This is a genomic window from Pseudomonas sp. P5_A12 (assembly GCF_056400685.1).
In genome coordinates this window covers 1-21,324 of sequence record NZ_JBFUKU010000022.1, presented here as the reverse complement: position 1 = coordinate 21,324, position 21,324 = coordinate 1, and the positions used below count along the sequence as shown (strand labels likewise).

Below are 21,324 nucleotides of genomic sequence, written 5' to 3'. Positions count from 1 at the left end.
GCTTGATTGATGCCCCCACCCAACACTCCTAAGGTGACTCCCACGAAAGCGAACCCGTGGAGTGGTCATGACAACAACAATATCCCCCGACTCGCGATGGACGCGGCGGCGCAGCGAAAAGCAGCGGCGTCTGGCGTTGGTCAAGGATCTCGCCGACGGTGTGGTTCTGCCCACCGACAAAATCGTCGCGGCGCTGGAAGCCTTGATCCTGCCCGGCGACCGCGTGGTGCTGGAGGGCAATAACCAGAAGCAGGCGGATTTCCTTTCACGCTCTCTGGTCAAGGCCGATCCCGCCAAGCTGCATGATTTGCACATGATCATGCCCAGCGTCGGCCGCGCCGAGCATCTGGACCTGTTCGAACGCGGCATCGCCCGCAAGCTCGACTTCTCCTTCGCCGGCACCCAAAGCCTGCGCATCAGCCAGTTGCTGGAAGACGGTCTGCTGGAAGTCGGCGCGATCCACACCTATATCGAGCTCTATGCGCGGCTGGTGGTCGACCTGATTCCCAACGTCGTGCTTTCCGCCGGCTTCATGGCCGACCGCGCCGGCAACATCTACACCGGGCCGAGTACCGAAGACACTCCCGCATTGATCGAACCGGCTGCGTTCAGCGACGGCATCGTCATCGTTCAGGTCAATCAATTGGTGGACGACGTAACGGACCTGCCTCGCGTCGACATCCCAGCCTCTTGGGTCGATTTTGTGGTGGTGGCGGACAAGCCGTTCTACATCGAACCGCTGTTTACCCGCGACCCACGGCACATCAAGCCCGTACACGTGCTGATGGCGATGATGGCGATCCGCGGCATTTACGAAAAACACAACGTGCAGTCCCTGAATCACGGCATCGGTTTCAACACCGCCGCGATCGAATTGATCCTGCCAACCTACGGTGAATCCCTCGGACTCAAAGGCAAAATCTGCCGCAACTGGACGCTCAATCCGCACCCGACCTTGATCCCGGCCATTGAAAGCGGCTGGGTCGAAAGCGTGCATTGCTTCGGCACCGAACTGGGCATGGAAAACTACATCGCCGCCCGGCCGGACGTGTTCTTCACCGGGCGCGATGGCTCGCTGCGTTCCAACCGGATGTTCTGCCAACTGGCGGGGCAATACGCGGTGGACCTGTTCATCGGCGCGACCCTGCAGGTCGATGGCGATGGTCATTCCTCCACCGTGACCCGCGGACGCCTCGCCGGTTTTGGCGGCGCGCCGAACATGGGCCATGACCCGCGCGGTCGCCGTCATGGCACGCCGGCCTGGCTCGACATGCGCCATGACGATGCGCCTGAAGCCTTGCTCGAACGCGGTAAAAAGCTCGTGGTGCAAATGGTCGAGACCTTTCAGGAGGGCGGAAAACCGACCTTCGTCGAAACCCTCGACGCGGTGGAAGTGGCAAAGAAAAGTGGTATGCCGCTGGCGCCGATCATGATTTACGGCGATGACGTCACCCACCTGCTGACCGAAGAAGGCATCGCGTATCTGTACAAGGCGCGTTCGCTGGAAGAACGCCAGGCGATGATTGCCGCCGTCGCCGGGGTGACCGCCATCGGCCTGCGCCACAACCCGAAAGACACCGCGCGCATGCGCCGCGAAGGGTTGATTGCCTTGCCAGAAGACCTCGGCATCCGCCGCACCGACGCCACCCGCGAACTGCTCGCAGCGAAAAGCGTGGCGGATCTGGTCGAGTGGTCCGGTGGCCTTTACAACCCGCCCGCCAAGTTCAGGAGCTGGTAATGCACGCACTTAACCTGCAACCGAAAACCTTGACTCTGGCCGAGCGTTTGGCGGACCTGGCCGTGGATGCGCTGATAGACGAAGCGGACCTGTCGCCGAAACCGGCGCTGGTCGACCGTCGTGGCAACGGCGCGCACACCGATTTGCACCTGGGGCTGATGCACGCCTCGGCGTTGTCACTCTGGCCCGCGTTCAAGGAAATGGCCGAAGCCGCTATCGAATTTGGCGAAATCGGTTTGCCGCTGCGCGAAGCGGTGGGACGGATTGGCCGGGAAGGGGAGCAAGCGATGCTCGCCACCACGGGCGGTGTGAATACCCATCGCGGGGCGATCTGGGCTCTGGGCCTGTTGGTCACTGCTGCGGCGCTTGAGCCGGCCGGTTCCATCAACCTGCGCGCCGCACGCCTGGCGTTACTCGAAGACCGTTACGCACCACGACCTCTAAGCCACGGCGCCCAAGTCGCCCAGCGTTACGGCGCCCGCGGTGCCCGTGAAGAAGCACAACTCGGTTTCCCTTCTGTGGTTCAACGGGCATTGCCGCAGCTCAAACACAGCCGCGCCGCCGGCCACGGTGAACAGAACGCCCGGCTCGATGCCTTGCTGGCGATCATGACCCGACTGGCCGATACCTGCGTGCTCTACCGAGCGGGTGAAGAGGGCCTGCAAACCATGCAACTTGGCGCCCAGGCCGTACTCGACGCGGGTGGCAGCGCCAGCCTCGCCGGTCGCCGCCGTTTGCATGAGTTGGATGAACAATTAATCGCGTTGAATGCCTCGCCCGGTGGTGCTGCCGACTTGCTCGCAGCCTGCCTGTTCATCGACCGCATAGAGTCGGCTGACAGCCTTATCCAGGGAGTTTTTTGATGGAAACCTTATCTTTTGAATTCCCCGCCGGGCAGCCGCCACGCGGTCGCACATTGGTGGGCTGTGTCGGCTCGGGCGATCTGGAAGTGCTGATCGAACCGGGTCAGGCCGGCAAGCTGACCATTAATGTGCAGACCTCGGTCAACGGCGCGCAGCAGCGCTGGCAACATCTGTTCGCGCGTATGTTCGACGGTCAGACACCGCCGGCGATGGCGATTGATATCCACGATTTCGGCGCGACACCGGGCGTGGTGCGCTTGCGTCTGGAGCAAGGCTTTGAGGAGATCAGCCATGACTGACAGCGCAGAACTCTCGCAGCCATACCTGCAAAGACGCAGCTTCGTCGAACTCGGTGCTCGGCAACGGGCGAAGGCCTTGCTCGACAGCGGCACGTTCCGCGAGTTGCTCGACCCGTTTCAGCGGGTCATGTCGCCATGGCTGGAGCGCCAGGGCGTGGTGCCGCAAGCCGATGACGGCGTAGTGATCGCCAAGGGCAGCATCGGTGGATTGCCGGTGGTCATCGCCGCCATCGAAGGTGCGTTTCAGGGCGGCAGCCTCGGTGAAGTCGGCGGGGCGAAGATTGCCGGTGCGCTGGAACTGGCCGCTGAAGACAACCGCAACGGCATTCCAACCCGCGCCGTGCTGCTRCTGGAAACCGGTGGTGTGCGCTTACAGGAAGCCAACCTCGGGCTGGCGGCGATCGCCGATATCCATGCAGCAATTGTCGATCTGCGCCAATACCAACCGGTGATTGGTGTGGTGGCCGGCAGTGTCGGCTGCTTTGGCGGGATGTCGATTGCCGCCGGGTTGTGCAGTTATTTGCTGGTGACCCAGGAAGCGCGCCTCGGCCTGAACGGCCCGCAAGTCATCGAACAGGAAGCCGGGCTTGAGGAATACGACTCCCGCGACCGTCCTTTCATCTGGAGCCTGACCGGCGGCGAGCAGCGTTTCGCCAGCGGTTTGGTGGATCGTTATAGCGCCGATGATGTGGCGCAGATTCAGCAGCAGGTGTGCGAATTGCTCAAGCAAGGTTTGCCGGCGCAGCACCGTAGCCAACAGGCCGGGTTGTTCCTGCAACGTTTGGCGCGGCTGGACGCTGAACCGCAAATCGAGCCGTCAGTGGTTCGCGATCTGTATCAAGGAGAGCGCTCATGAGCACTTACTCGCTGAGAGGTTTGAACTGGTTCAACGCCTTGAGTACCGGTGCGAACCCGATTGATGGTTTGCCTGCTTCTTTGAAGGTGGCCGACGGAGTATTGGGCGACCAACCGGTGCGGTTTATTGCAGTGGTTGCCGACCCCGACAACCGTTTCGTCCGCGCTCGCAATGGTGAAGTTGGTTTGCTGGAAGGCTGGGGTTTGGCCAAGGCTGTGGATGAAGTGATCGCCGCTGACGTGGATAAACCGCACAAGCGTGCCTTGATCGCCATCGTCGATGTGCCGAGCCAGGCTTATGGTCGACGTGAAGAAGCCCTCGGCATTCACCAGGCATTGGCCGGAGCGGCAGACAGTTATGCCCGCGCCCGTTTGGCCGGTCATGCGGTGATTGGTTTGCTGGTGGGCAAGGCAATGTCAGGCGCATTTCTGGCCCATGGTTATCAGGCCAATCGACTGATCGCGCTACGTGATCCGGGTGTGATGGTGCATGCGATGGGCAAGGCCTCGGTGGCGCGGGTGACCTTGCGCAGCGTTGAAGAACTTGAAGCGCTGGCCGCGAGCGTACCGCCGATGGCCTATGACATCGACAGCTACGCCAGTCTCGGTTTGTTGTGGGAAACCCTGTCGGTGGAACAGATTGAGCAGCCGACGGCAGCCGATCTGGCGCGGGTGGCTGAATGCCTGAATCAGGCGATTGGCGATGTAGCTGCCCACGGTTGCGATCTGAGCAGCCGCTTGGGTGCGAGCAATCGCGGGGCGTCGAGCAAGGTTCGCCAACTGTTGAGAGCGCAGTGGTGAACACGCTTATGGCCCACGATCTGCTCTGGGGGATGACCCTGGAACAGTTGCCTGCGGACGCGCCTGCGTGGGTGAGCGAATCGCTAAGCGCGGGGCAGCCCGTGGTGGTTCGGCGTGCGGTGAGCGCGCCGGGTCTGGTCGCGGTCGGCGTGCGTGGGCGCTTGCGTGAACAGCGTTATGCGACGGTGATGTCGGCCGATGGGATTCAGCGGCGGGTCAAACCGGAAGACCTTTGTCACGTTTCGACGGATCGGGACTTGCCTGCACTGCGCGCCCTCAATCAATTGCGGCCGATACTCGATGACTGTGGTTGGGTGTGGGGTGTCAGCGGCAGCGCCGGGTTTGAATTGGCCAGCGGCTTTGTTGCGTTGCACGAGGGCAGTGATCTCGACTTGATTCTGCGCACGCCGCAAGCGCTGGAGCGTTCTCAGGCGCAGGCACTGGTTAAGGTTCTTGATGCGGCTGTGTGCCCGGTGGACATGCAGTTGCAGACGCCGTTTGGCGCTGTGGCCCTGCGCGAATGGGCCGGTTCGGCACGTCGTGTGTTGTTGAAAAATGTCAGTGAAGCCTGTCTGGTGAGCGATCCGTGGAATCCGCAGGAGCAAGCCGCATGAGCAGTTTGCTGGTGTTCCCCGGCCAGGGCGCGCAGCAGCCAGGCATGCTCCAGCGTTTGCCGCGCGAGACGGTGAACGAGGCGAGTGAAGTGCTCGGCGAAGACGCTTTGTTGCTGGATGGCGCCGAGGCCTTGAAGTCGACCCGTGCGGTCCAGCTGTGTCTGTTGATCGCCGGTGTGGCGGCATCACGCCAATTAGCCATGGCGCCGGATTACGTGGCCGGATTGTCCATCGGCGCTTACCCGGCGGCGGTGGTGGCGGGTGCCTTGAGTTTCAGCGATGCGCTGCACCTGGTCAGCCTGCGCGGTGAGTTGATGCAGCAGGCTTATCCACAGGGCTACGGCATGACCGCGATCATCGGCCTGGAGTTGTCCACAGTGGAAGGCTTGCTGGCACAGGTTCATAGCGTCGACACGCCGGTGTACCTGGCCAATATCAATGCCGATAACCAGATAGTGATTGCCGGCAGCGACGGGGCAATGAACGCGGTGGCGGTGCTGGCGAAACGTAGCGGTGCAGGTCTGGCCAAACGGCTGGCGGTCAGTGTGCCGTCCCATTGTCCGCTGCTGGATGCGCCGGCTAAAACCCTGGCCGAAGCTTTTGCCAAGGTGCCGCTGAAAACGCCGTCGTTGGGTTACCTCAGCGGCAGCCGCGCCCGGCCCGTCATCAACATTGAAGCCTTGCGCGACGACCTGGCTTTCAACATGTGCCGCGTCGTTGATTGGCGCGGCACCGTGCAAAGCGCTTACGAGCGCGGTGTACGTCTACAGATCGAACTGCCGCCCGGTGCGGTGCTGACCGGGCTGGCGCGCCGGTTGTTCGAGCAGGGCACCGTGATTGCCTTCGACGGTGCGCGGCTCGATACCTTGCAGGCGCTGTTGCGTGAGGAGGGAAGCCGCCAACCTTAGATCCCGACTCAGGCCTTCGAACAAAAAAAACAACATTCGACGATGCACTTTGAGGACTACAACAATGATTATTTACGGTGTGGCGCTGTTGGCGATCTGTACGCTGGCGGGAGTGATCATGGGCGATGCGCTTGGCATGTTGCTGGGCGTTAAATCCAACGTTGGCGGGGTCGGGATCGCGATGATCCTGCTGATCTGCGCGCGGTTGTGGATGCAAAAGCGCGGCGGCATGACCAAGGACTGCGAGATGGGCGTCGGTTTCTGGGGCGCCATGTACATTCCGGTAGTGGTCGCGATGGCCGCGCAACAAAACGTGGTGACGGCCTTGCATGGCGGGCCAGTGGCGGTGCTCGCGGCGATCGGCTCGGTGGTGCTCTGTGGCTGCACCATCGCCTTGATCAGCCGGACGCATAAAGGCGAACCCTTGCCCGATGAACCGGTGGACATTACCCCGGTCGGCACACCTGTAGGAGGTCGTTGATATGTGGGAATCCATCGAGAAAGGCCTGACCACGAACAGTCTGGTCACCGCGTTCGCATTTGTTGGCGTAATCATGTGGGTATCGGTTGTCTTGTCGAAGCGGCTGACATTCGGGAGGATTCACGGCTCGGCGATTGCCATTGTTATCGGGCTGGTCCTGGCGTGGGTTGGCGGAACCATGACCGGCGGGCAAAAAGGCCTTGCGGACCTGACATTGTTCTCGGGCATTGGTTTGATGGGCGGCGCAATGCTGCGCGACTTTGCCATTGTCGCCACTGCATTCGAAGTTCAGGCCACCGAAGCGAAAAAGGCCGGGTTGATTGGTGTGATTGCGCTTTTGCTGGGCACCATTTTGCCGTTCATTGTCGGCGCGAGCATGGCTTGGGCGTTTGGTTATCGTGATGCGATCAGCATGACTACCATCGGCGCGGGAGCGGTGACCTACATCGTCGGGCCAGTGACCGGGGCAGCGATTGGCGCCAGTTCCGATGTGATGGCGTTGTCGATTGCCACCGGGTTGATCAAGGCGATTCTGGTGATGGTCGGCACGCCGATGGCGGCGCGCTGGATGGGCCTGGATAATCCGCGTTCGGCGATGGTGTTTGGCGGGTTGGCCGGTACGGTCAGCGGCGTGACGGCCGGGCTGGCGGCGACGGATCGGCGGTTGGTGCCATATGGCGCGTTGACGGCGACGTTCCACACCGGGCTTGGCTGCTTGCTGGGGCCTTCGTTGTTGTACTTCATTGTTCGCGGGATTGTCGGCTAGGGGCTGATTTCTCTATTGAGTGATCGGCCGCCTTCGCGAGCAAGCCCGCTCCCACAGGGGAACGCATTCCAATGTGGGAGCGGGCTTGCTCGCGAAGGGGGCGACACGATTTCAGGCCTGGCGATTGGCGTACATCCGGCACTCTGCCAACAACGCCAGCATGTTCGGATCGCGCTCCTTGGCCTTCAAGAACACCACGCCAATGTGCTGCTGCAACCGATAGCGTTCCTGCAACGGAATCAGCTTCACCCGGTTCTCATACACCGCCGCAATCCTTCCCGGCAGCAACGCATAACCCACCCCTGAGCTGACCATGCTCAGCAGGGTGAAGATGTCGTTGACCTGCATCGCCACTTTCGGCTCAAACCCCGCCTGCTTGAACACCCGATTACCGTCCTGGTGCGTGGCAAAGCCCTGCGTCAGGGTAATAAACGTCTCATCACGCACTTCGGCCAGGTCGACTTCGGTTCGTTGGGCAAACTTCGAATCCGCTGGCGTGGCGAGAAAAATGTCATCCGAAAACAGTGGTATCTGCTCACAGTCCGGGTCGTTGACGCTCTCGTCCAGCGATACCAGGATTGCGTCTACTTCCATGTTCTTGAGCTTGTACAGCAGGTCGAAGTTCGAACCGAGGATCAAGTCGATGTTAAGTTCGCTGCGGCGGATTTTCAGGCCCATGATCAGCTGCGGCACGGTCTTCACCGTCAGTGAATACAGCGAACCGAGCTTGAAGCGTTCAGCGGAAAAGCCTGCGGCTTCGCGGGTCAGGCGCACGGTTTCGACCACGTCCTGAATCAGCTTCTGTGCTCGTTCTTCGAGCACGTAAGCGCTTTCCAGTGGCGTCAGGTTGCGTCCTTCGTGTTTGAACAGCGGGCAGCGCAGGGCGCTTTCCAGGGAGTGGATCGCTCGGTGCACGCTGACGTTGCTGGTTTGCAACTCGGCGGCGGCACGGGCCAGATTGCCGGTGCGCATGAAGGCCAGGAACACCTCGAGTTTTTTCAGGGTCAATTCTTCGTCGAGCCGCCTCTTTTCACTCGACAGCTCCTACAGTTTGCGCGATGTTGCAGTGAATTTTGAGGTGAGCACTGCATGTATCACGGGGAACGATTGAACGCCTGGACGCATTTGGTCGGGGCCGTGGCGGCAACGGTCGGGGTGGTGTGGATGCTGGTCATCGCCAGCATGGACGGCAGTCCGTGGAAGATTGTCAGCGTGGCGATTTACGGTTTTACCTTGATGGTGCTGTACAGCGCCTCGACGGTTTACCACAGCGTGCGCGGGCGCAAGAAAGCGATTATGCAGAAGGTTGATCACTTTTCGATCTACCTGCTGATTGCCGGCAGTTACACGCCATTCTGCCTGGTGACCCTGCGCGGGCCGTGGGGCTGGACGTTGTTCGGGATTGTCTGGGGGCTGGCGCTGATCGGCATCCTGCAAGAGATCAAGCCGCGCTCGGAAGCGCGGATTCTGTCGATCGTGATTTACGCGGTGATGGGCTGGATCGTGCTGGTGGCGGTCAAGCCATTGCTGGCGGCGTTGGGCACGGCGGGGTTTGCGTGGCTGGCGGCGGGCGGGATTTTGTACACCGTGGGCATTATCTTCTTTGCCCTCGATCACCGGCTGCGGCATGCCCACGGGATTTGGCATTTGTTCGTGATTGCCGGGAGCTTGCTGCATTTTGTGGCGATTTTCTTTTATGTCCTTTAAGACCGCGTCGCGGCCATCGCGGGCAAGCCCGCTCCCACATTGAATCGGCGAATCACCAAAAATCCCTGTGGGAGCGGGCTTGCCCGCGATGAGGCCCTAGAAGTCCCCCCAAAGCTGTTGGGCGACCGCTAGCGCAACAACGGGCGCAGTCTCTGTGCGCAAAACCCGCGGACCCAGTCGGGCAGCATGAAAACCAGCCGACTTGGCCTGATCGACTTCAGCATCGGACAATCCACCTTCCGGGCCAATCAGAAACGCCAATGTCCCCGGTTTCGCATGACTCACCAACGGCTCCGCCACCGGATGCAGAACCAGCTTCAACTGCGCTTCAGTCTGCTTCAACCAGTCCGCCAACAGCAGCGGTGGATGAATCACCGGCACTCGTGACCGCCCACATTGCTCGCAGGCACTGATCGCCACCTGACGCCAGTGCATCAGGCGCTTGTCGGCGCGTTCGTCCTTCAACCGGACTTCGCAGCGGTCGCTGAAGATCGGGGTGATTTCAGTGACGCCCAATTCGGTGGCTTTCTGAATTGCCCAGTCCATGCGCTCACCACGGGACAGGCCCTGGCCCAGATGGATCGCCAGTGGCGACTCGACCTGGCCGGCGAAGCTTTCATCGATCTGCACCACAACGCGCTTTTTGCCGACTTCCACCAGCGTGGCGCGAAACTCGTGGCCCGAACCGTCGAACAGCTGCAACGCATCGCCCTCGGCCATGCGCAGCACGCGGCTGATGTAATGGGCCTGGGCTTCGGGCAACTCGTGTTCGCCGGTGCTCAGGGGGGCGTCGATAAAGAAGCGGGACAGTCTCATGCTGGGTCTCTTTAATTTGATCGTTCCCACGCTCTGCGTGGGAATGCCTCACCGGACGCTTCGCGTCCGCTTTTGGGACGCGGAGCGTCCCCGGCTGCATTCCCACGCAGAGCGTGGGAACGAGAAGTGTTAGCCCGGATCACGGAAGCCCGGATGGAAGTCTTTCGGCACCGCCACGCTGACGCTGTCGCGCGTCGCGATGTCGATGCCTTCGCTGGCCACTTCGGCCAGAAAGTCGATCTGCTCCGGCGTAATCACGTACGGCGGCAGGAAATACACCACGCTGCCCAAAGGACGAAGTAAAGCACCCCGTTCCAGTGCGTGCTGGAACACCTTCAAGCCGCGACGCTCCTGCCATGGATAGGCTTCTTTCGTAGCCTTGTCCTTGACCATCTCGATGGCCAGCACCATGCCGGTCTGGCGCACTTCAGAGACGTTCGGATGATCAGCCAGGTGCGCGGTGGAGGAGGCCATGCGCTGGGCCAGGACCTTGTTGTTCTCGATGACGTTGTCTTCTTCGAAGATATCCAGCGTCGCCAGTGCAGCAGCGCACGCCAACGGGTTGCCGGTGTAGCTGTGCGAATGCAGGAAGGCGCGCAGGGTCGGGTAGTCGTCGTAGAAGGCGCTGTAGACGTCCTCGGTCGTTACGCAGGCCGCCAGCGGCAGATAACCGCCGGTCAGGGCCTTGGACAGGCAAAGGAAATCCGGGCGGATGCCGGCCTGTTCGCAGGCGAACATGGTGCCGGTGCGGCCAAAGCCGACGGCGATTTCGTCGTGGATCAGGTGCACGCCGTAGCGGTCGCAGGCTTCGCGCAGCAGTTTGAGGTAAACCGGGTGGTACATGCGCATGCCGCCGGCGCCCTGGATCAGCGGCTCGACGATCACTGCCGCGACGCTGTCATGGTTCTGCGCCAGGGTCTGTTCCATGGCGGCGAACATGTTGCGCGAGTGTTCTTCCCAGCTCATGCCTTCGGGGCGCAGGTAGCAATCGGGGCTCGGCACCTTGATGGTGTCCAGCAGCAGCGCCTTGTAGGTTTCGGTGAACAGCGGCACGTCGCCCACCGACATCGCCGCCATGGTCTCACCGTGGTAGCTGTTGGTCAGGGTGACAAAGCGCTTCTTGTTCGGCTGGCCGCGGTTGAGCCAGTAATGGAAGCTCATTTTCAGCGCGACTTCGATGCAGGACGAACCGTTATCGGCGTAGAAGCACCGGGTCAGGCCTTCCGGGGTCATCTTTACCAGCCGCTCGGACAGCTCGATTACAGGCTGATGGCTGAAGCCGGCGAGGATCACGTGCTCCAGTTGATCGACCTGATCCTTGATGCGCTGGTTGATGCGCGGGTTGGCGTGGCCGAACACGTTGACCCACCAGGAGCTGACAGCGTCGAGGTAGCGCTTGCCTTCGAAGTCTTCCAGCCACACACCTTCACCGCGTTTGATCGGGATCAGCGGCAGCTGTTCGTGGTCTTTCATCTGGGTGCAGGGATGCCACAACACCGCGAGATCGCGTTCCATCCACTGTTTATTCAGGCCCATTTTCTGTCTCCTCGAGGCTACCCGCGACGTAGGCGGGCAAACAATCGCGCAAGCCTATGCAATGCGTGGCGTGGGGACAACCCATTGTGTCGATTGAGCTACTTTGTATGGGGCGATAGACGTTGCTGGCGGGCGTCTGAAGCCTGACGTATCCTGCGCGGTTCCTGGAGTCGACTGACTCGTAAAACTGCTTTTTTCCACATGTATTTCCGGAGTTCGCTGAATGTCTGTCGGTTGGCTGCGCGCCTGTGCGCTGGTGATGTTGGGGCTGTTCAGCGTGTCTGCGCTGGCCAAGGATAAAACCGTGATCGTGATCGGTGGCGGGCTGTCTGGCCTGACCGCGGCTTACGAGCTGCAGAACAAAGGCTGGCAGGTCACGCTGCTGGAAGCCAAGCCGAGCCTGGGTGGTCGCTCCGGTATGGCCACCAGCGAGTGGATCGGCAACGACAAGACTCAGCCGGTGCTGAACAAATACGTGTCGACCTTCAAGCTGAATACTACGCCAGCGCCTGAATTCGTGCGCACGCCGAGCTACCTGATCGACGGTGAATATTTCACCGCCGCCGATCTTGCGACCAAGCAACCGGCCACTGCCGAAGCGCTCAAGCGCTACGAAAAAACCTTGGATGATCTGGCGCGCTCGATTGACGACCCGCAAAACCCGGCCGCCAACAACACACTGTTCGCGCTGGACCAGATCAACGTCGCCAACTGGCTCGATCGCCTGAACTTGCCCGCCACGGCCCGTCAGTTGGTGAATCAGCAAATTCGTACCCGCTATGACGAACCTTCGCGTCTGTCGTTGCTGTACTTCGCACAACAGAGCCGTGTCTACCGTGGCACCTCCGATCGTGATCTGCGTGCTTCGCGACTGGTGGGCGGCAGCCCGATGCTGGCCGACGCGTTCGTCAAACAGCTGAAAACCATCAAGACCAACTCCCCGGTCTCGTCGATCACTCAGGACAAGGACGGCGTGACCGTCAAAGTCGGTAGCGTCGGCTATCAAGCTGACTACGTGGTCTTGGCTGTGCCGTTGCGCGCACTGGGCAAGATCCAGATGACCCCGTCGCTGGATGCCCAGCACATGGGTGCCATCAAAGGCACCAACTACGGTTGGCGCGACCAGATCATGTTGAAATTCAAGACGCCGGTGTGGGAATCCAAAGCACGCATGTCCGGCGAGATCTTCAGCAACACCGGCCTTGGCATGTTGTGGATCGAGCCGGCGCCGAAGGGCGGCGCCAATGTGGTGATCAACCTGGCCGGCGACAACGCGCGCGTGATGCAGGCGTTCGGTGACAAACAAGTCGTCGATCAAGTGCTGATTCGCCTGCACGCCTTTTATCCGCAGGCGCGTGGTTCGTTCACCGGCTATGAACTGCGCCGCTACAGCACCGACCCTTCGATGGGCGGCGCTTACCTGGCCTACGGTCCGGGCCAGCTCAGCAAGTACTGGCGCCTGTGGGAACGTCCGATTCAGCGTGTTACCTTTGCCGGCGAACACACCGATACCTTGTATCCAGGCACCCTGGAAGGTGCATTGCGCACCGGTCAACGTGCGGCCAGTCAGGTTGAAGACCTGGCGGCGGGCAAGTCGTTTGAACCGGCGAAAGTGGCGACCGCCGCGGCGGCCGGCGCAGTGGCGGCGAAGAAAGGTAACTTCTTCAGCAACCTGTTTGGTGGTTCGGATGACGCCAAGAAGCCAGAGCCAGTCAAGGCACCCGAGCCTGTCACTCCACCCGCACCCGCACCGGCTCCAGCCCCGGTAGCTGCGCCGGCACCGGTTGAAGCACCAAAGCCTGCAACGCCAGTTAAAGCCGAGCCTGCCAAAAAGGCACCGGCCAAAGCCCCGGCGAAGAAGCCGGCAGCCAAAACCGAAGCCAAAAAGGCTCCGGTGAAGAAACCAGCGACTAAACCCGCTGCGACAGCGACAACGGTTACCAAGGCGCAGTAAGCGTTGGGCTTAAAAAACGCGGCAGAGATGCCGCGTTTTTTTATGCCTGAAGAAAACCAATATCAGGAACCGAATAAACCCTGGGGCGCAGGTGTTATCGAGTTGGATTTTCATTTTTTTTCACACAGTGGTCTTTAATCTTTCCTTAACACGCTTATTTCAAGCTCTTGATCGTATTTCTCGATATTTCAAAGCAAAATTTTCCGCTTTAATTCGATAGATAACTCGTTAGTCTTGGGCCAGCACTTACAGGGACTCGGCAATGCAATTACGAAACTCTACCTCTCGCTACGGCTGGGTCAGCATCTTCATGCACTGGGGCGTGGCGCTGGCAGTCTTCGGTCTGTTTGCATTGGGATTGTGGATGGTCGATCTCGACTACTACAGCACTTGGCGCAAAGAAGCGCCGGAATTGCACAAGAGCATTGGGCTTGTGCTGCTGGCCGTCATGGTTATACGGCTGCTGTGGCGCTTCATCAGCCCGCCGCCACCGGCACTGGAAAGCTATAGCCGCATGACGCGCCAGGGTGCGAAATTCGGTCATTTGTTCCTGTATTTCGGTTTGTTTGCTGTGATGATTGCCGGTTACCTGATTTCCACCGCAGAGGGTGTCGGGATTCCGGTGTTTGGCTTGTTTGAAGTTCCTGCACTGGTGTCCGGACTACCGGACCAGGCAGACACCGCCGGTGTGATTCATTTGTACCTGGCTTGGGCGCTGGTCATTTTTTCCGGTCTCCATGCATTGGCAGCACTGAAGCACCACTTTATCGATCGTGATGCGACCCTGAAACGAATGCTGGGCCGCAAAGCCTGATGTTCAACCTCGACTCCAAAGGAATAGAAAGCATGTTGAAAAAAACACTCGCTGCTCTGGCAATCGGTTCCGCTCTGCTGTCCGCCGGTAACGTAATGGCTGCTGACTACATCGTCGACAAGGAAGGCCAGCACGCCTTCGTTGACTTCAAGATCAGCCACCTTGGCTACAGCTTCATCACTGGTACCTTCAAGGACATCGACGGCAAGTTCAGCTTTGATGCTGCCAAGCCAGAAGACAGCAAGATCGAGTTCAATGTGAACACTGCGAGCGTTTTCACCAACAACGCTGAGCGTGACAAGCACATCTCCAGCAAAGACTTCCTGAACGGGAGCAAAGCCACGTTTGTTTCCACCAGCGTCAAACCCACCGGCAAAAACGCCGCGGGCAAAGACACTGCCGACGTGGCTGGCGACCTGACGATCCTTGGCGTGACCAAGCCAATCGTGGTCAAGGCCACTTTCCTGGGTGAAGGCAAGGATCCATGGGGCGGCTACCGTGCCGGTTTCGAGGGCACCTTCGCCCTCAAACGTTCCGATTTCGGCAAGCAGAAAGACCTCGGCCCATCGTCCGACGCGGTTGAAATGTACGTGAGCTTTGAAGGTGTGAAAGCGAAGTAATTTTTCGCAGAAACAAAAATGCCCCTGATCGCGAGATCAGGGGCATTTTTTATGGCTGGAAAAACTTAGCGATTGCGAGTCAGCAACGCTGGTTTTTCGCCACGCGGGCGGCCTGGCAGTTGATCAAGTTGTTCAGGAGTCGGGAAACGATCTGTTTTTGACTCCTTGTGAATGATCTTCGGCGCTGGACTGCGCGGGTTTTGTACGGCCGGTTCCGAACGTGGCTGATCGTCACGAGCAGGGCGACGGTTGCGGCCTTCTTCGCGACGGGCCTGACCGTCACGTGGCGCACCGCTGCGTGGGCCACTGCGCTTGGCCGGCGGCGTGCCGGTGGTGGCGCCGTCGCTGCTGCGCGGACCGCTTTGGCGACCCTGAGGCTTGCCGCCGGTGCGTGGAGCACCTGCGCCAGCGGCCGTGCCTTGTGCCGGAGCACCCGGACGGCGACCACGGCCCTGAGCCGGTTTGGCTTGTGGGACGTAATCAACGCGGTTACCGAAGTTATCGATATCGTCGTCCAGGAACTCGTCCGGGGCACGGTCAGCAGCGGCGCGAGGGGCCGGGCGCTGTTGCTCGCGAGCCGGGGTGCCTTCGCGTGGCTTGTGTTCACGTGCCGGACGATCACCACGGCCAGTGGCGGCAGGTTTTTCCTTGCCGCCCTTGTCCTTGCCTTTGTCCTTGCGACCGCCGCCACCACCGGTGCCGTTCGGGCCGTCGCCGCGTGGGCCACGTGGATTGCGCGGGTTACGCACATCCGGACGCTCGCGCACTTCTGGTTTCTCGGCTTCTACAGCACTGGAGTCGAAGCCCATCAGGTTGCCGTCGGCAATTTTCTGCTTGGTCATGCGCTCAATGCTTTTCAGCAGCTTTTCTTCGTCCGGCGCGACCAGCGAGATCGCCTCGCCCGAACGACCGGCACGGCCAGTACGGCCGATACGGTGAACATAGTCTTCGTCGACGTTTGGCAGTTCGAAGTTGACCACGTGTGGCAACTGGTCGATGTCCAGACCGCGAGCGGCGATGTCGGTGGCCACCAGAATGCGCACTTCACCGGCCTTGAAATCGGCCAGGGCTTTGGTGCGGGCGTTCTGGCTCTTGTTGCCGTGGATCGCGACGGCGCTGAGGCCGTGTTTGTCCAGGTACTCGGCCAGGCGGTTGGCGCCGTGCTTGGTGCGGGTGAACACCAGCACCTGTTCCCAGGCGCCAGCGGTGATCAGGTGGGCCAGCAGCGAACGCTTGTGGTTGGCTGGCAGACGGAACACGCGCTGTTCGATACGCTCGACCGTGGTGTTCGGTGGCGTGACTTCGATGCGTTCCGGGTTGTGCAGCAGCTTGCCCGCGAGGTCGGTGATGTCCTTGGAGAACGTCGCCGAGAACAGCAGGTTTTGCCGTTTGGCTGGCAGGCGGGCCAACACCTTTTTCACGTCATGGACAAAGCCCATGTCGAGCATGCGGTCGGCTTCGTCCAGCACGAGGATTTCCACGTGGGACAAATCGACGCTGCCTTGGCCGGCGAGGTCGAGCAGGCGACCAGGGCAGGCCACCAGCACGTCAACACCACGGGACATGGCCTGAACCTGTGGGTTCATGCCGACGCCGCCGAAGATGCAGGCGCTGACGAACTTCAGGTCACGGGCATAGACCTTGAAGCTCTCGTGGACTTGAGCCGCGAGTTCGCGGGTCGGGGTCAGGACCAGTACGCGCGGTTGGCGCGGGCCATGACGCTGGGATTTGTCCGGGTGACCGTTAGGGAACAACCGCTCCAGGATCGGAAGGGCGAAGCCACCGGTTTTACCAGTACCTGTCTGAGCCGCAACCATGAGGTCGCGACCTTGCAACACGGCGGGAATGGCCCGCTGTTGCACCGGAGTAGGCTCGGTATAGCCCGCTGCCTCGATGGCGCGGACTAAAGCCTCGGAGAGACCGAGGGAAGCAAAGGACATGAGTAATCCTGTTTTAGTTAGGGCTTGGCCCAATGGGAGTCTTGCCTGGCGCGAATGGCGTTTAAGAAGAACGCAATCCCGTCCGGTCCTGCTGGGCCTTGAAAGCTCGTCTGGAGTGCTCGCGCGGGCTGAAGAGCTGCGCTGTAGCGGGGTCAAGATGCCTTTAACAAGTCCGAGCGTCCGGGCGTGAGCCTGGCGGGAAGGCCGGAGTATAACAGAGCAATCACTGCGCGCCGCTTTCCTGCTGCTCAACGGTTTTTGCAGTGGTTGCGGTGGGATTGTTTATGTCGATGGCGGCATCGGGTTGCGCCCCGTAACGGGCGCTCAATTGCGCGTAGGCAGGTTCGCGCTTGAAACGCTTGAGCTCGGCACCGAAACGCTGCACCAGTAAATCCATGCCGGCATTTTTACGTACCGCCAAATACTGACTCTGGTGGCTGATGACAGTCGGGTTTTCAGTAATCTTGTCGCGGATGCCCAACTGATCGAGCAAGTGCTGGCCGACCCGGCGATCAGTGATCAACAGGTCGATCCGCCCTCGCACCAGCTTGCCGAAATTGGCTTCATGGGTCGGCGCCGGTTCACGGGTGAACAGCGGCGATTCGCTGAAGTCCTTGCTGTAGAGGTAGCCCGGCGAGGTGCCGATGGTCAGGCCTTTCAGGTCGTACAGGGTGCGAAACGGATACGGCCGGTCATCGGCGTAGAACATCACAAATTCGACTTCCGAGAGCGGTTCAGCGGGATAGAGCAGGATCACGTCACGCTCATTGCTGTGAAAAATATCCAGCGCGCCATCTGCTTGACCTGATTCGAGCATCGACAGGCAGCGTTTCCACGGCAGGAACTGCCAGTCCACTTCGATCCCCAGGCGTTTGAAGACGATGGCCGTGGTTTCGTAATCCAGCCCCAAGGCTTTGCCATTTTCCTCGTAGACGTAAGGCGCCCAGGGCTCAGTGACAATGCGCAGCCTCTCGCCATGAGCGGCGAAGCTCAGGCAAGTAAAAAACAGCACTGTCATAAACTGTGAAATCAAGGGCATGGCCTGAGATTACGACGAGAAATCATAAAGAGCCAGAAACCCGATCCAGAAGCTCTGACACCAGGCACATTGCATAAAAAAGGCCCTGGATTTCGCCAGAGCCTTTTTATGGTTTTGCACTGTTTCAGCGCGGCAGCTTCAGGTTGTTCCACACCGCCAGGCTCGCTTCGGCCTGATTCAGTGTGTAGAAGTGCAGTCCAGGTGCACCACCTTGCAACAGGCGTTCGCACATCTCGGTGATGACCTGTTCACCAAAGCGTTGAATGCTTTGGGTGTCGTCGCCGTAGGCTTCCAGCTGTTTGCGGATCCAGCGTGGAATTTCCGCGCCGCAGGCGTCAGAGAAGCGCGCCAGTTTGCTGTAGTTGGTGATCGGCATGATCCCCGGCACGATCGGGATATTTACGCCCGTCGCCCGTACACGCTCGACGAAGTAGAAGTAGCTGTCGGCGTTGAAGAAGTACTGGGTGATCGCACTGTCGGCGCCAGCTTTGGCTTTGCGCACGAAATTGGCGATATCGTCTTCGAAATTGCGCGCTTGCGGATGCATTTCCGGGTAAGCGGCGACTTCGATGTGGAAATGATCGCCGGTTTCTTCACGAATGAATTCGACCAGGTCGTTGGCGTGGCGCATTTCACCGCTGGCCATGCCCATGCCCGAAGGCAGGTCACCGCGAAGGGCTACGATACGCTTGATGCCGGCAGCCTTGTACTGGGCCAGCAGGCCGCGCAAGTCGTCCTTGCTGTCGCCCACGCAAGACAGATGCGGTGCGGCAGGGATTTTCACTTCGCTTTCTAGCTGCAACACGGTGTTGAGGGTGCGATCACGAGTCGAACCGCCAGCGCCATAGGTGCAGGAGAAGAAGTCGGGGTTATACGTGGCCAGCTGACGGGCAGTGGCGAGCAGCTTTTCATGCCCAGCATCGGTCTTCGTAGGGAAGAACTCGAAGCTGTAGCGACGGTCTTGGGACATGGAGGGGGCCTCCAGCTACAAGCTGCAAGCTTCAAGCTGTAAGAGGGCGTAGCGCCGACTCTTGTAGTTGAAGCGTGCAACTCACGGCTGCGTAATAGCGATGAAGAAGCAAGCAGAAAGCCTCAAATCTCAAGTAAACGAACTGCTTTTACTTGCCGCTTGAAGCTTGTAGCTCGCAGCTGCTGTCAGTACCGGTAAGCGTGCGGCTTGAACGGACCTTCGACGGTCACGCCGATGTAGTCGGCCTGGGTCTTGGTCAGTTGGGTCACAACGCCGCCGAAACCGCGGACCATTTCCAGGGCCACTTCTTCATCGAGTTTCTTCGGCAGTACTTCAACCGTCAGGCGCTCGGCTTTCTGGGCTGGAGACAGGTCGGCGTATTTCTGGCCGAACAGGAAGATCTGTGCCAGCACCTGGTTGGCGAACGAGCCGTCCATGATGCGGCTTGGGTGACCGGTGGCGTTACCCAGGTTAACCAGGCGGCCTTCGGCCAGCAGGATCAGGTAGTCGTCGTTCTGAGCGTCGAAAGCGCCCGGGCCGGTACGGTGGATTTTGTGAACCTGTGGCTTCACTTCTTCCCACGCCCAGTTTTTGCGCATGAAAGCGGTGTCGATTTCGTTGTCGAAGTGGCCGATGTTGCAGACAACAGCGCGCTTCTTCAGGGCTTTGAGCATGTTCGAGTCGCAAACATTGACGTTGCCGGTGGTGGTCACGATCAGGTCGATCTTGCCCAGCAGTGCTTTGTCGATGCTCGCTTCGGTGCCGTCGTTGATGCCGTCGATGAACGGCGAAACCAGCTCGTAGCCGTCCATGCAGGCTTGCATGGCGCAGATCGGGTCAACTTCGGAGACTTTAACGATCATGCCTTCCTGACGCAGGGACTGAGCGGAGCCCTTGCCCACGTCACCGTAACCGATGACCAGCGCTTGCTTGCCGGACAGCAGGTGGTCGGTACCGCGCTTGATCGCGTCGTTCAGGCTGTGACGGCAGCCGTACTTGTTGTCGTTCTTGCTCTTGGTCACCGAGTCGTTGACGTTGATGGCCGGGATTTTCAGCTCGCCCTTGGCCAGCATGTCCAGCAGGCGGTGAACGCCAGTGGTGGTTTCTTCGGTGACGCCGTGGACGCGGTCCAGGATCGCCGGGTATTTCTTGTGCAGCAGCTCGGTCAGGTCGCCGCCGTCGTCGAGGATCATGTTGGCATCCCAAGGCGCGCCATCCTTCAGGATGGTTTGCTCCAGGCACCACTCGTACTCTTGTTCAGTCTCGCCTTTCCAGGCGAAAACCGCGATGCCGGCAGCAGCGATAGCGGCAGCGGCCTGGTCTTGAGTCGAGAAAATGTTGCAGGACGACCAGCGCACTTCGGCACCCAGGGCAACCAGGGTTTCGATCAGCACGGCAGTCTGAATGGTCATGTGGATGCAGCCGAGGATTTTCGCGCCTTTGAGCGGCTGCTCACCAGCGTATTTGCGGCGCAGACCCATCAGGGCAGGCATTTCGGATTCGGCGATAATGGTTTCGCGACGGCCCCAGGCAGCCAGGGACATGTCGGCCACTTTGTAATCGTTAAAATCTGCAGGCGTGATAACAGCGCTCATGAAGAGCCTCCATTCGTAATGTATGCGAATGGGCGCCGTTGTGCGTTTAGTGTCTGGCTGATCACAGCCAAGCAACGCCCCATCCGAGCCTGACAGGTCGAACCTGCTGCAGCGCCCCTCGGACAGGTGGCGGGAAAACGGTATCAACCGARGATGACCGTTTTGAAACGGTGGCGATTATAGCTTTCTTTGAGCTTTAAGTTGCAAGCTGCAAGCGACAAGTTGCAAGCGGACCGCTTTTTACTTGAAGCTTGTAGCTTGAAACTTGAAGCTGGGGGGCACACCTACCGCAATCGCTCAAACACCCCGGAGCCCCCCATGAACTTCCACACCCGCAAATGGGTAAAACCTGAAGACCTCAATCCCAATGGAACGCTGTTCGGTGGCAGCCTGTTGCGCTGGATCGATGAAGAAGCGGCGATCTATGCCATCGTTCAACTGGGCAACCAGCGCGTTGTCACCAAGTACATTTCCGAAATCAACTTCGTCAGCGCTTCGCGTCAGGGCGACATCATCGAGTTGGGTATCACCGCTACCGAGTTCGGTCGCACCTCGATCACCCTGACCTGCGAAGTACGTAACAAGATCACCCGCAAAAGCATCCTCACAGTGGAAAAGATGGTGTTCGTCAACCTGGGTGAAGACGGCTTGCCGGCGCCCCATGGCCGCACCGAGATCAGATACGTCAAAGACCAGTTTCAGGATGATGTCGCCGGCGAGTGAGATCGGCGGCGCGCCCATCGCGAGCAGGCTCGCTCCCACACTTAATCGCTGTCGAGCACAAAAGCTGTGTTCGCTGAAGATCCAATGTGGGAGCGAGCCTGCTCGCGATGGGCGCGCCGCCGATCTCACTCGCCGGCGACATCATCCTGAAACTGGTCTTTGACGTATCTGATCTCGGTGCGGCCATGGGGCGCCGGCAAGCCGTCTTCACCCAGGTTGACGAACACCATCTTTTCCACTGTGAGGATGCTTTTGCGGGTGATCTTGTTACGTACTTCGCAGGTC

21 protein-coding genes, 1 pseudogene and 1 riboswitch are annotated in these 21,324 nt (G+C 60.0%); of the genes and pseudogenes, 14 read left to right on the top strand and 8 right to left on the bottom strand.

The genetic code is table 11. The annotated features are described in order from the left end of the window. Positions 1 to 67: 67 nt before the first annotated feature. The 9 genes from mdcA (at position 68) to madM (ending at position 7,325) form a co-directional block, all read left to right on the top strand. Entirely contained in the window at positions 68 to 1,738 is a 1,671-nt protein-coding gene (gene mdcA, locus AC1DSG_RS05510) for a malonate decarboxylase subunit alpha (RefSeq protein WP_477789956.1), read from the top strand. Next, complete coding sequence (locus tag AC1DSG_RS05505; RefSeq protein ID WP_477789955.1) at positions 1,738 to 2,601, top strand: triphosphoribosyl-dephospho-CoA synthase; 864 nt, start codon at positions 1,738 to 1,740, stop codon at positions 2,599 to 2,601. Before mdcA ends, AC1DSG_RS05505 begins: the two co-directional genes overlap by 1 nt. Then, positions 2,601 to 2,900: a malonate decarboxylase subunit delta gene (locus AC1DSG_RS05500; RefSeq protein ID WP_477789954.1), complete on the top strand. Its 300-nt coding sequence runs from the start codon at positions 2,601 to 2,603 to the stop codon at positions 2,898 to 2,900. Before AC1DSG_RS05505 ends, AC1DSG_RS05500 begins: the two co-directional genes overlap by 1 nt. Further along, positions 2,893 to 3,756 carry a biotin-independent malonate decarboxylase subunit beta gene (locus AC1DSG_RS05495; protein ID WP_477789953.1) on the top strand — a complete coding sequence of 288 codons (864 nt, stop codon included), beginning with the start codon at positions 2,893 to 2,895 and terminating at the stop codon, positions 3,754 to 3,756. Before AC1DSG_RS05500 ends, AC1DSG_RS05495 begins: the two co-directional genes overlap by 8 nt. After that, positions 3,753 to 4,556: a biotin-independent malonate decarboxylase subunit gamma gene (gene mdcE, locus AC1DSG_RS05490; protein ID WP_477789952.1), complete on the top strand. Its 804-nt coding sequence runs from the start codon at positions 3,753 to 3,755 to the stop codon at positions 4,554 to 4,556. Before AC1DSG_RS05495 ends, mdcE begins: the two co-directional genes overlap by 4 nt. Beyond that, positions 4,550 to 5,170 carry a malonate decarboxylase holo-ACP synthase gene (locus AC1DSG_RS05485; RefSeq protein ID WP_477789951.1) on the top strand — a complete coding sequence of 207 codons (621 nt, stop codon included), beginning with the start codon at positions 4,550 to 4,552 and terminating at the stop codon, positions 5,168 to 5,170. The genes mdcE and AC1DSG_RS05485 overlap by 7 nt, the downstream gene beginning before the upstream one ends. Beyond that, a complete protein-coding gene (gene mdcH, locus AC1DSG_RS05480; protein WP_477789950.1) occupies positions 5,167 to 6,078 on the top strand; it encodes a malonate decarboxylase subunit epsilon in 912 nt (303 codons plus the stop codon). Before AC1DSG_RS05485 ends, mdcH begins: the two co-directional genes overlap by 4 nt. Positions 6,079 to 6,142: 64 nt before the next feature. Beyond that, positions 6,143 to 6,559, top strand: coding sequence for a malonate transporter subunit MadL (madL, locus tag AC1DSG_RS05475; RefSeq protein WP_007945464.1), 417 nt, complete (start codon positions 6,143 to 6,145; stop codon positions 6,557 to 6,559). A 1-nt stretch (position 6,560) separates the two neighbouring features. Then, the gene (gene madM / locus AC1DSG_RS05470; RefSeq protein WP_007945463.1) at positions 6,561 to 7,325 is read left to right on the top strand and encodes a malonate transporter subunit MadM; all 765 of its coding nucleotides are present in this window, start codon (positions 6,561 to 6,563) and stop codon (positions 7,323 to 7,325) included. A 111-nt stretch (positions 7,326 to 7,436) separates the two neighbouring features. Here the strand turns inward: madM and AC1DSG_RS05465 are convergent, their stop codons facing one another. Beyond that, the gene (locus tag AC1DSG_RS05465) at positions 7,437 to 8,366 is read right to left on the bottom strand and encodes a LysR family transcriptional regulator (RefSeq protein WP_477789985.1); all 930 of its coding nucleotides are present in this window, start codon (positions 8,364 to 8,366) and stop codon (positions 7,437 to 7,439) included. A gap of 48 nt (positions 8,367 to 8,414) precedes the next feature. Between AC1DSG_RS05465 and trhA the strand changes: the two genes are divergently transcribed. After that, positions 8,415 to 9,032, top strand: coding sequence for a PAQR family membrane homeostasis protein TrhA (trhA, locus tag AC1DSG_RS05460; protein WP_223518097.1), 618 nt, complete (start codon positions 8,415 to 8,417; stop codon positions 9,030 to 9,032). A 96-nt stretch (positions 9,033 to 9,128) separates the two neighbouring features. Here trhA and AC1DSG_RS05455 read toward each other — a convergent pair whose 3' ends face one another. Both AC1DSG_RS05455 and AC1DSG_RS05450 read right to left on the bottom strand, forming a co-directional pair. Continuing rightward, positions 9,129 to 9,848 (bottom strand): 16S rRNA (uracil(1498)-N(3))-methyltransferase, encoded by a 720-nt coding sequence (locus AC1DSG_RS05455; protein ID WP_477789949.1) that lies wholly within the window; start codon positions 9,846 to 9,848, stop codon positions 9,129 to 9,131. Between the two features lie 129 nt (positions 9,849 to 9,977). After that, positions 9,978 to 11,384, bottom strand: a complete 1,407-nt coding sequence (locus AC1DSG_RS05450) for an adenosylmethionine--8-amino-7-oxononanoate transaminase (RefSeq protein ID WP_477789948.1) — start codon at positions 11,382 to 11,384, stop codon at positions 9,978 to 9,980. A 223-nt stretch (positions 11,385 to 11,607) separates the two neighbouring features. On the opposite strand from AC1DSG_RS05450, the gene AC1DSG_RS05445 reads away from it, so the two are divergent. The 3 genes from AC1DSG_RS05445 (at position 11,608) to AC1DSG_RS05435 (ending at position 14,772) form a co-directional block, all read left to right on the top strand. Then, positions 11,608 to 13,338 carry a flavin monoamine oxidase family protein gene (locus AC1DSG_RS05445; RefSeq protein WP_477789947.1) on the top strand — a complete coding sequence of 577 codons (1,731 nt, stop codon included), beginning with the start codon at positions 11,608 to 11,610 and terminating at the stop codon, positions 13,336 to 13,338. A 262-nt stretch (positions 13,339 to 13,600) separates the two neighbouring features. Further along, positions 13,601 to 14,152, top strand: coding sequence for a cytochrome b (locus AC1DSG_RS05440; protein ID WP_477789946.1), 552 nt, complete (start codon positions 13,601 to 13,603; stop codon positions 14,150 to 14,152). Positions 14,153 to 14,184: 32 nt separating this feature from the next. Continuing rightward, a complete protein-coding gene (locus tag AC1DSG_RS05435; protein WP_477789945.1) occupies positions 14,185 to 14,772 on the top strand; it encodes a YceI family protein in 588 nt (195 codons plus the stop codon). A gap of 65 nt (positions 14,773 to 14,837) precedes the next feature. Here AC1DSG_RS05435 and AC1DSG_RS05430 read toward each other — a convergent pair whose 3' ends face one another. The 4 genes from AC1DSG_RS05430 to ahcY all read right to left on the bottom strand — a co-directional run bounded on the left by AC1DSG_RS05430 (position 14,838) and on the right by ahcY (position 20,316). Then, complete coding sequence (locus AC1DSG_RS05430; protein ID WP_477789944.1) at positions 14,838 to 16,712, bottom strand: DEAD/DEAH box helicase; 1,875 nt, start codon at positions 16,710 to 16,712, stop codon at positions 14,838 to 14,840. Positions 16,713 to 16,935: 223 nt separating this feature from the next. Further along, positions 16,936 to 17,751, bottom strand: a complete 816-nt coding sequence (locus AC1DSG_RS05425; RefSeq protein WP_477789943.1) for a substrate-binding periplasmic protein — start codon at positions 17,749 to 17,751, stop codon at positions 16,936 to 16,938. Between the two features lie 124 nt (positions 17,752 to 17,875). Next, positions 17,876 to 18,721: a methylenetetrahydrofolate reductase [NAD(P)H] gene (metF, locus tag AC1DSG_RS05420; RefSeq protein WP_477789942.1), complete on the bottom strand. Its 846-nt coding sequence runs from the start codon at positions 18,719 to 18,721 to the stop codon at positions 17,876 to 17,878. Between the two features lie 185 nt (positions 18,722 to 18,906). Beyond that, positions 18,907 to 20,316 carry an adenosylhomocysteinase gene (gene ahcY / locus AC1DSG_RS05415; RefSeq protein ID WP_477789941.1) on the bottom strand — a complete coding sequence of 470 codons (1,410 nt, stop codon included), beginning with the start codon at positions 20,314 to 20,316 and terminating at the stop codon, positions 18,907 to 18,909. A 23-nt stretch (positions 20,317 to 20,339) separates the two neighbouring features. Continuing rightward, a riboswitch (S-adenosyl-L-homocysteine riboswitch) is annotated at positions 20,340 to 20,442 on the bottom strand. 192 nt (positions 20,443 to 20,634) lie between these two features. Between ahcY and AC1DSG_RS05410 the strand changes: the two genes are divergently transcribed. After that, entirely contained in the window at positions 20,635 to 21,039 is a 405-nt protein-coding gene (locus tag AC1DSG_RS05410) for an acyl-CoA thioesterase (protein ID WP_477789940.1), read from the top strand. A gap of 125 nt (positions 21,040 to 21,164) precedes the next feature. Here the strand turns inward: AC1DSG_RS05410 and AC1DSG_RS05405 are convergent. Further along, a pseudogene (locus tag AC1DSG_RS05405) lies at positions 21,165 to 21,324 on the bottom strand (acyl-CoA thioesterase); the annotation flags it as partial.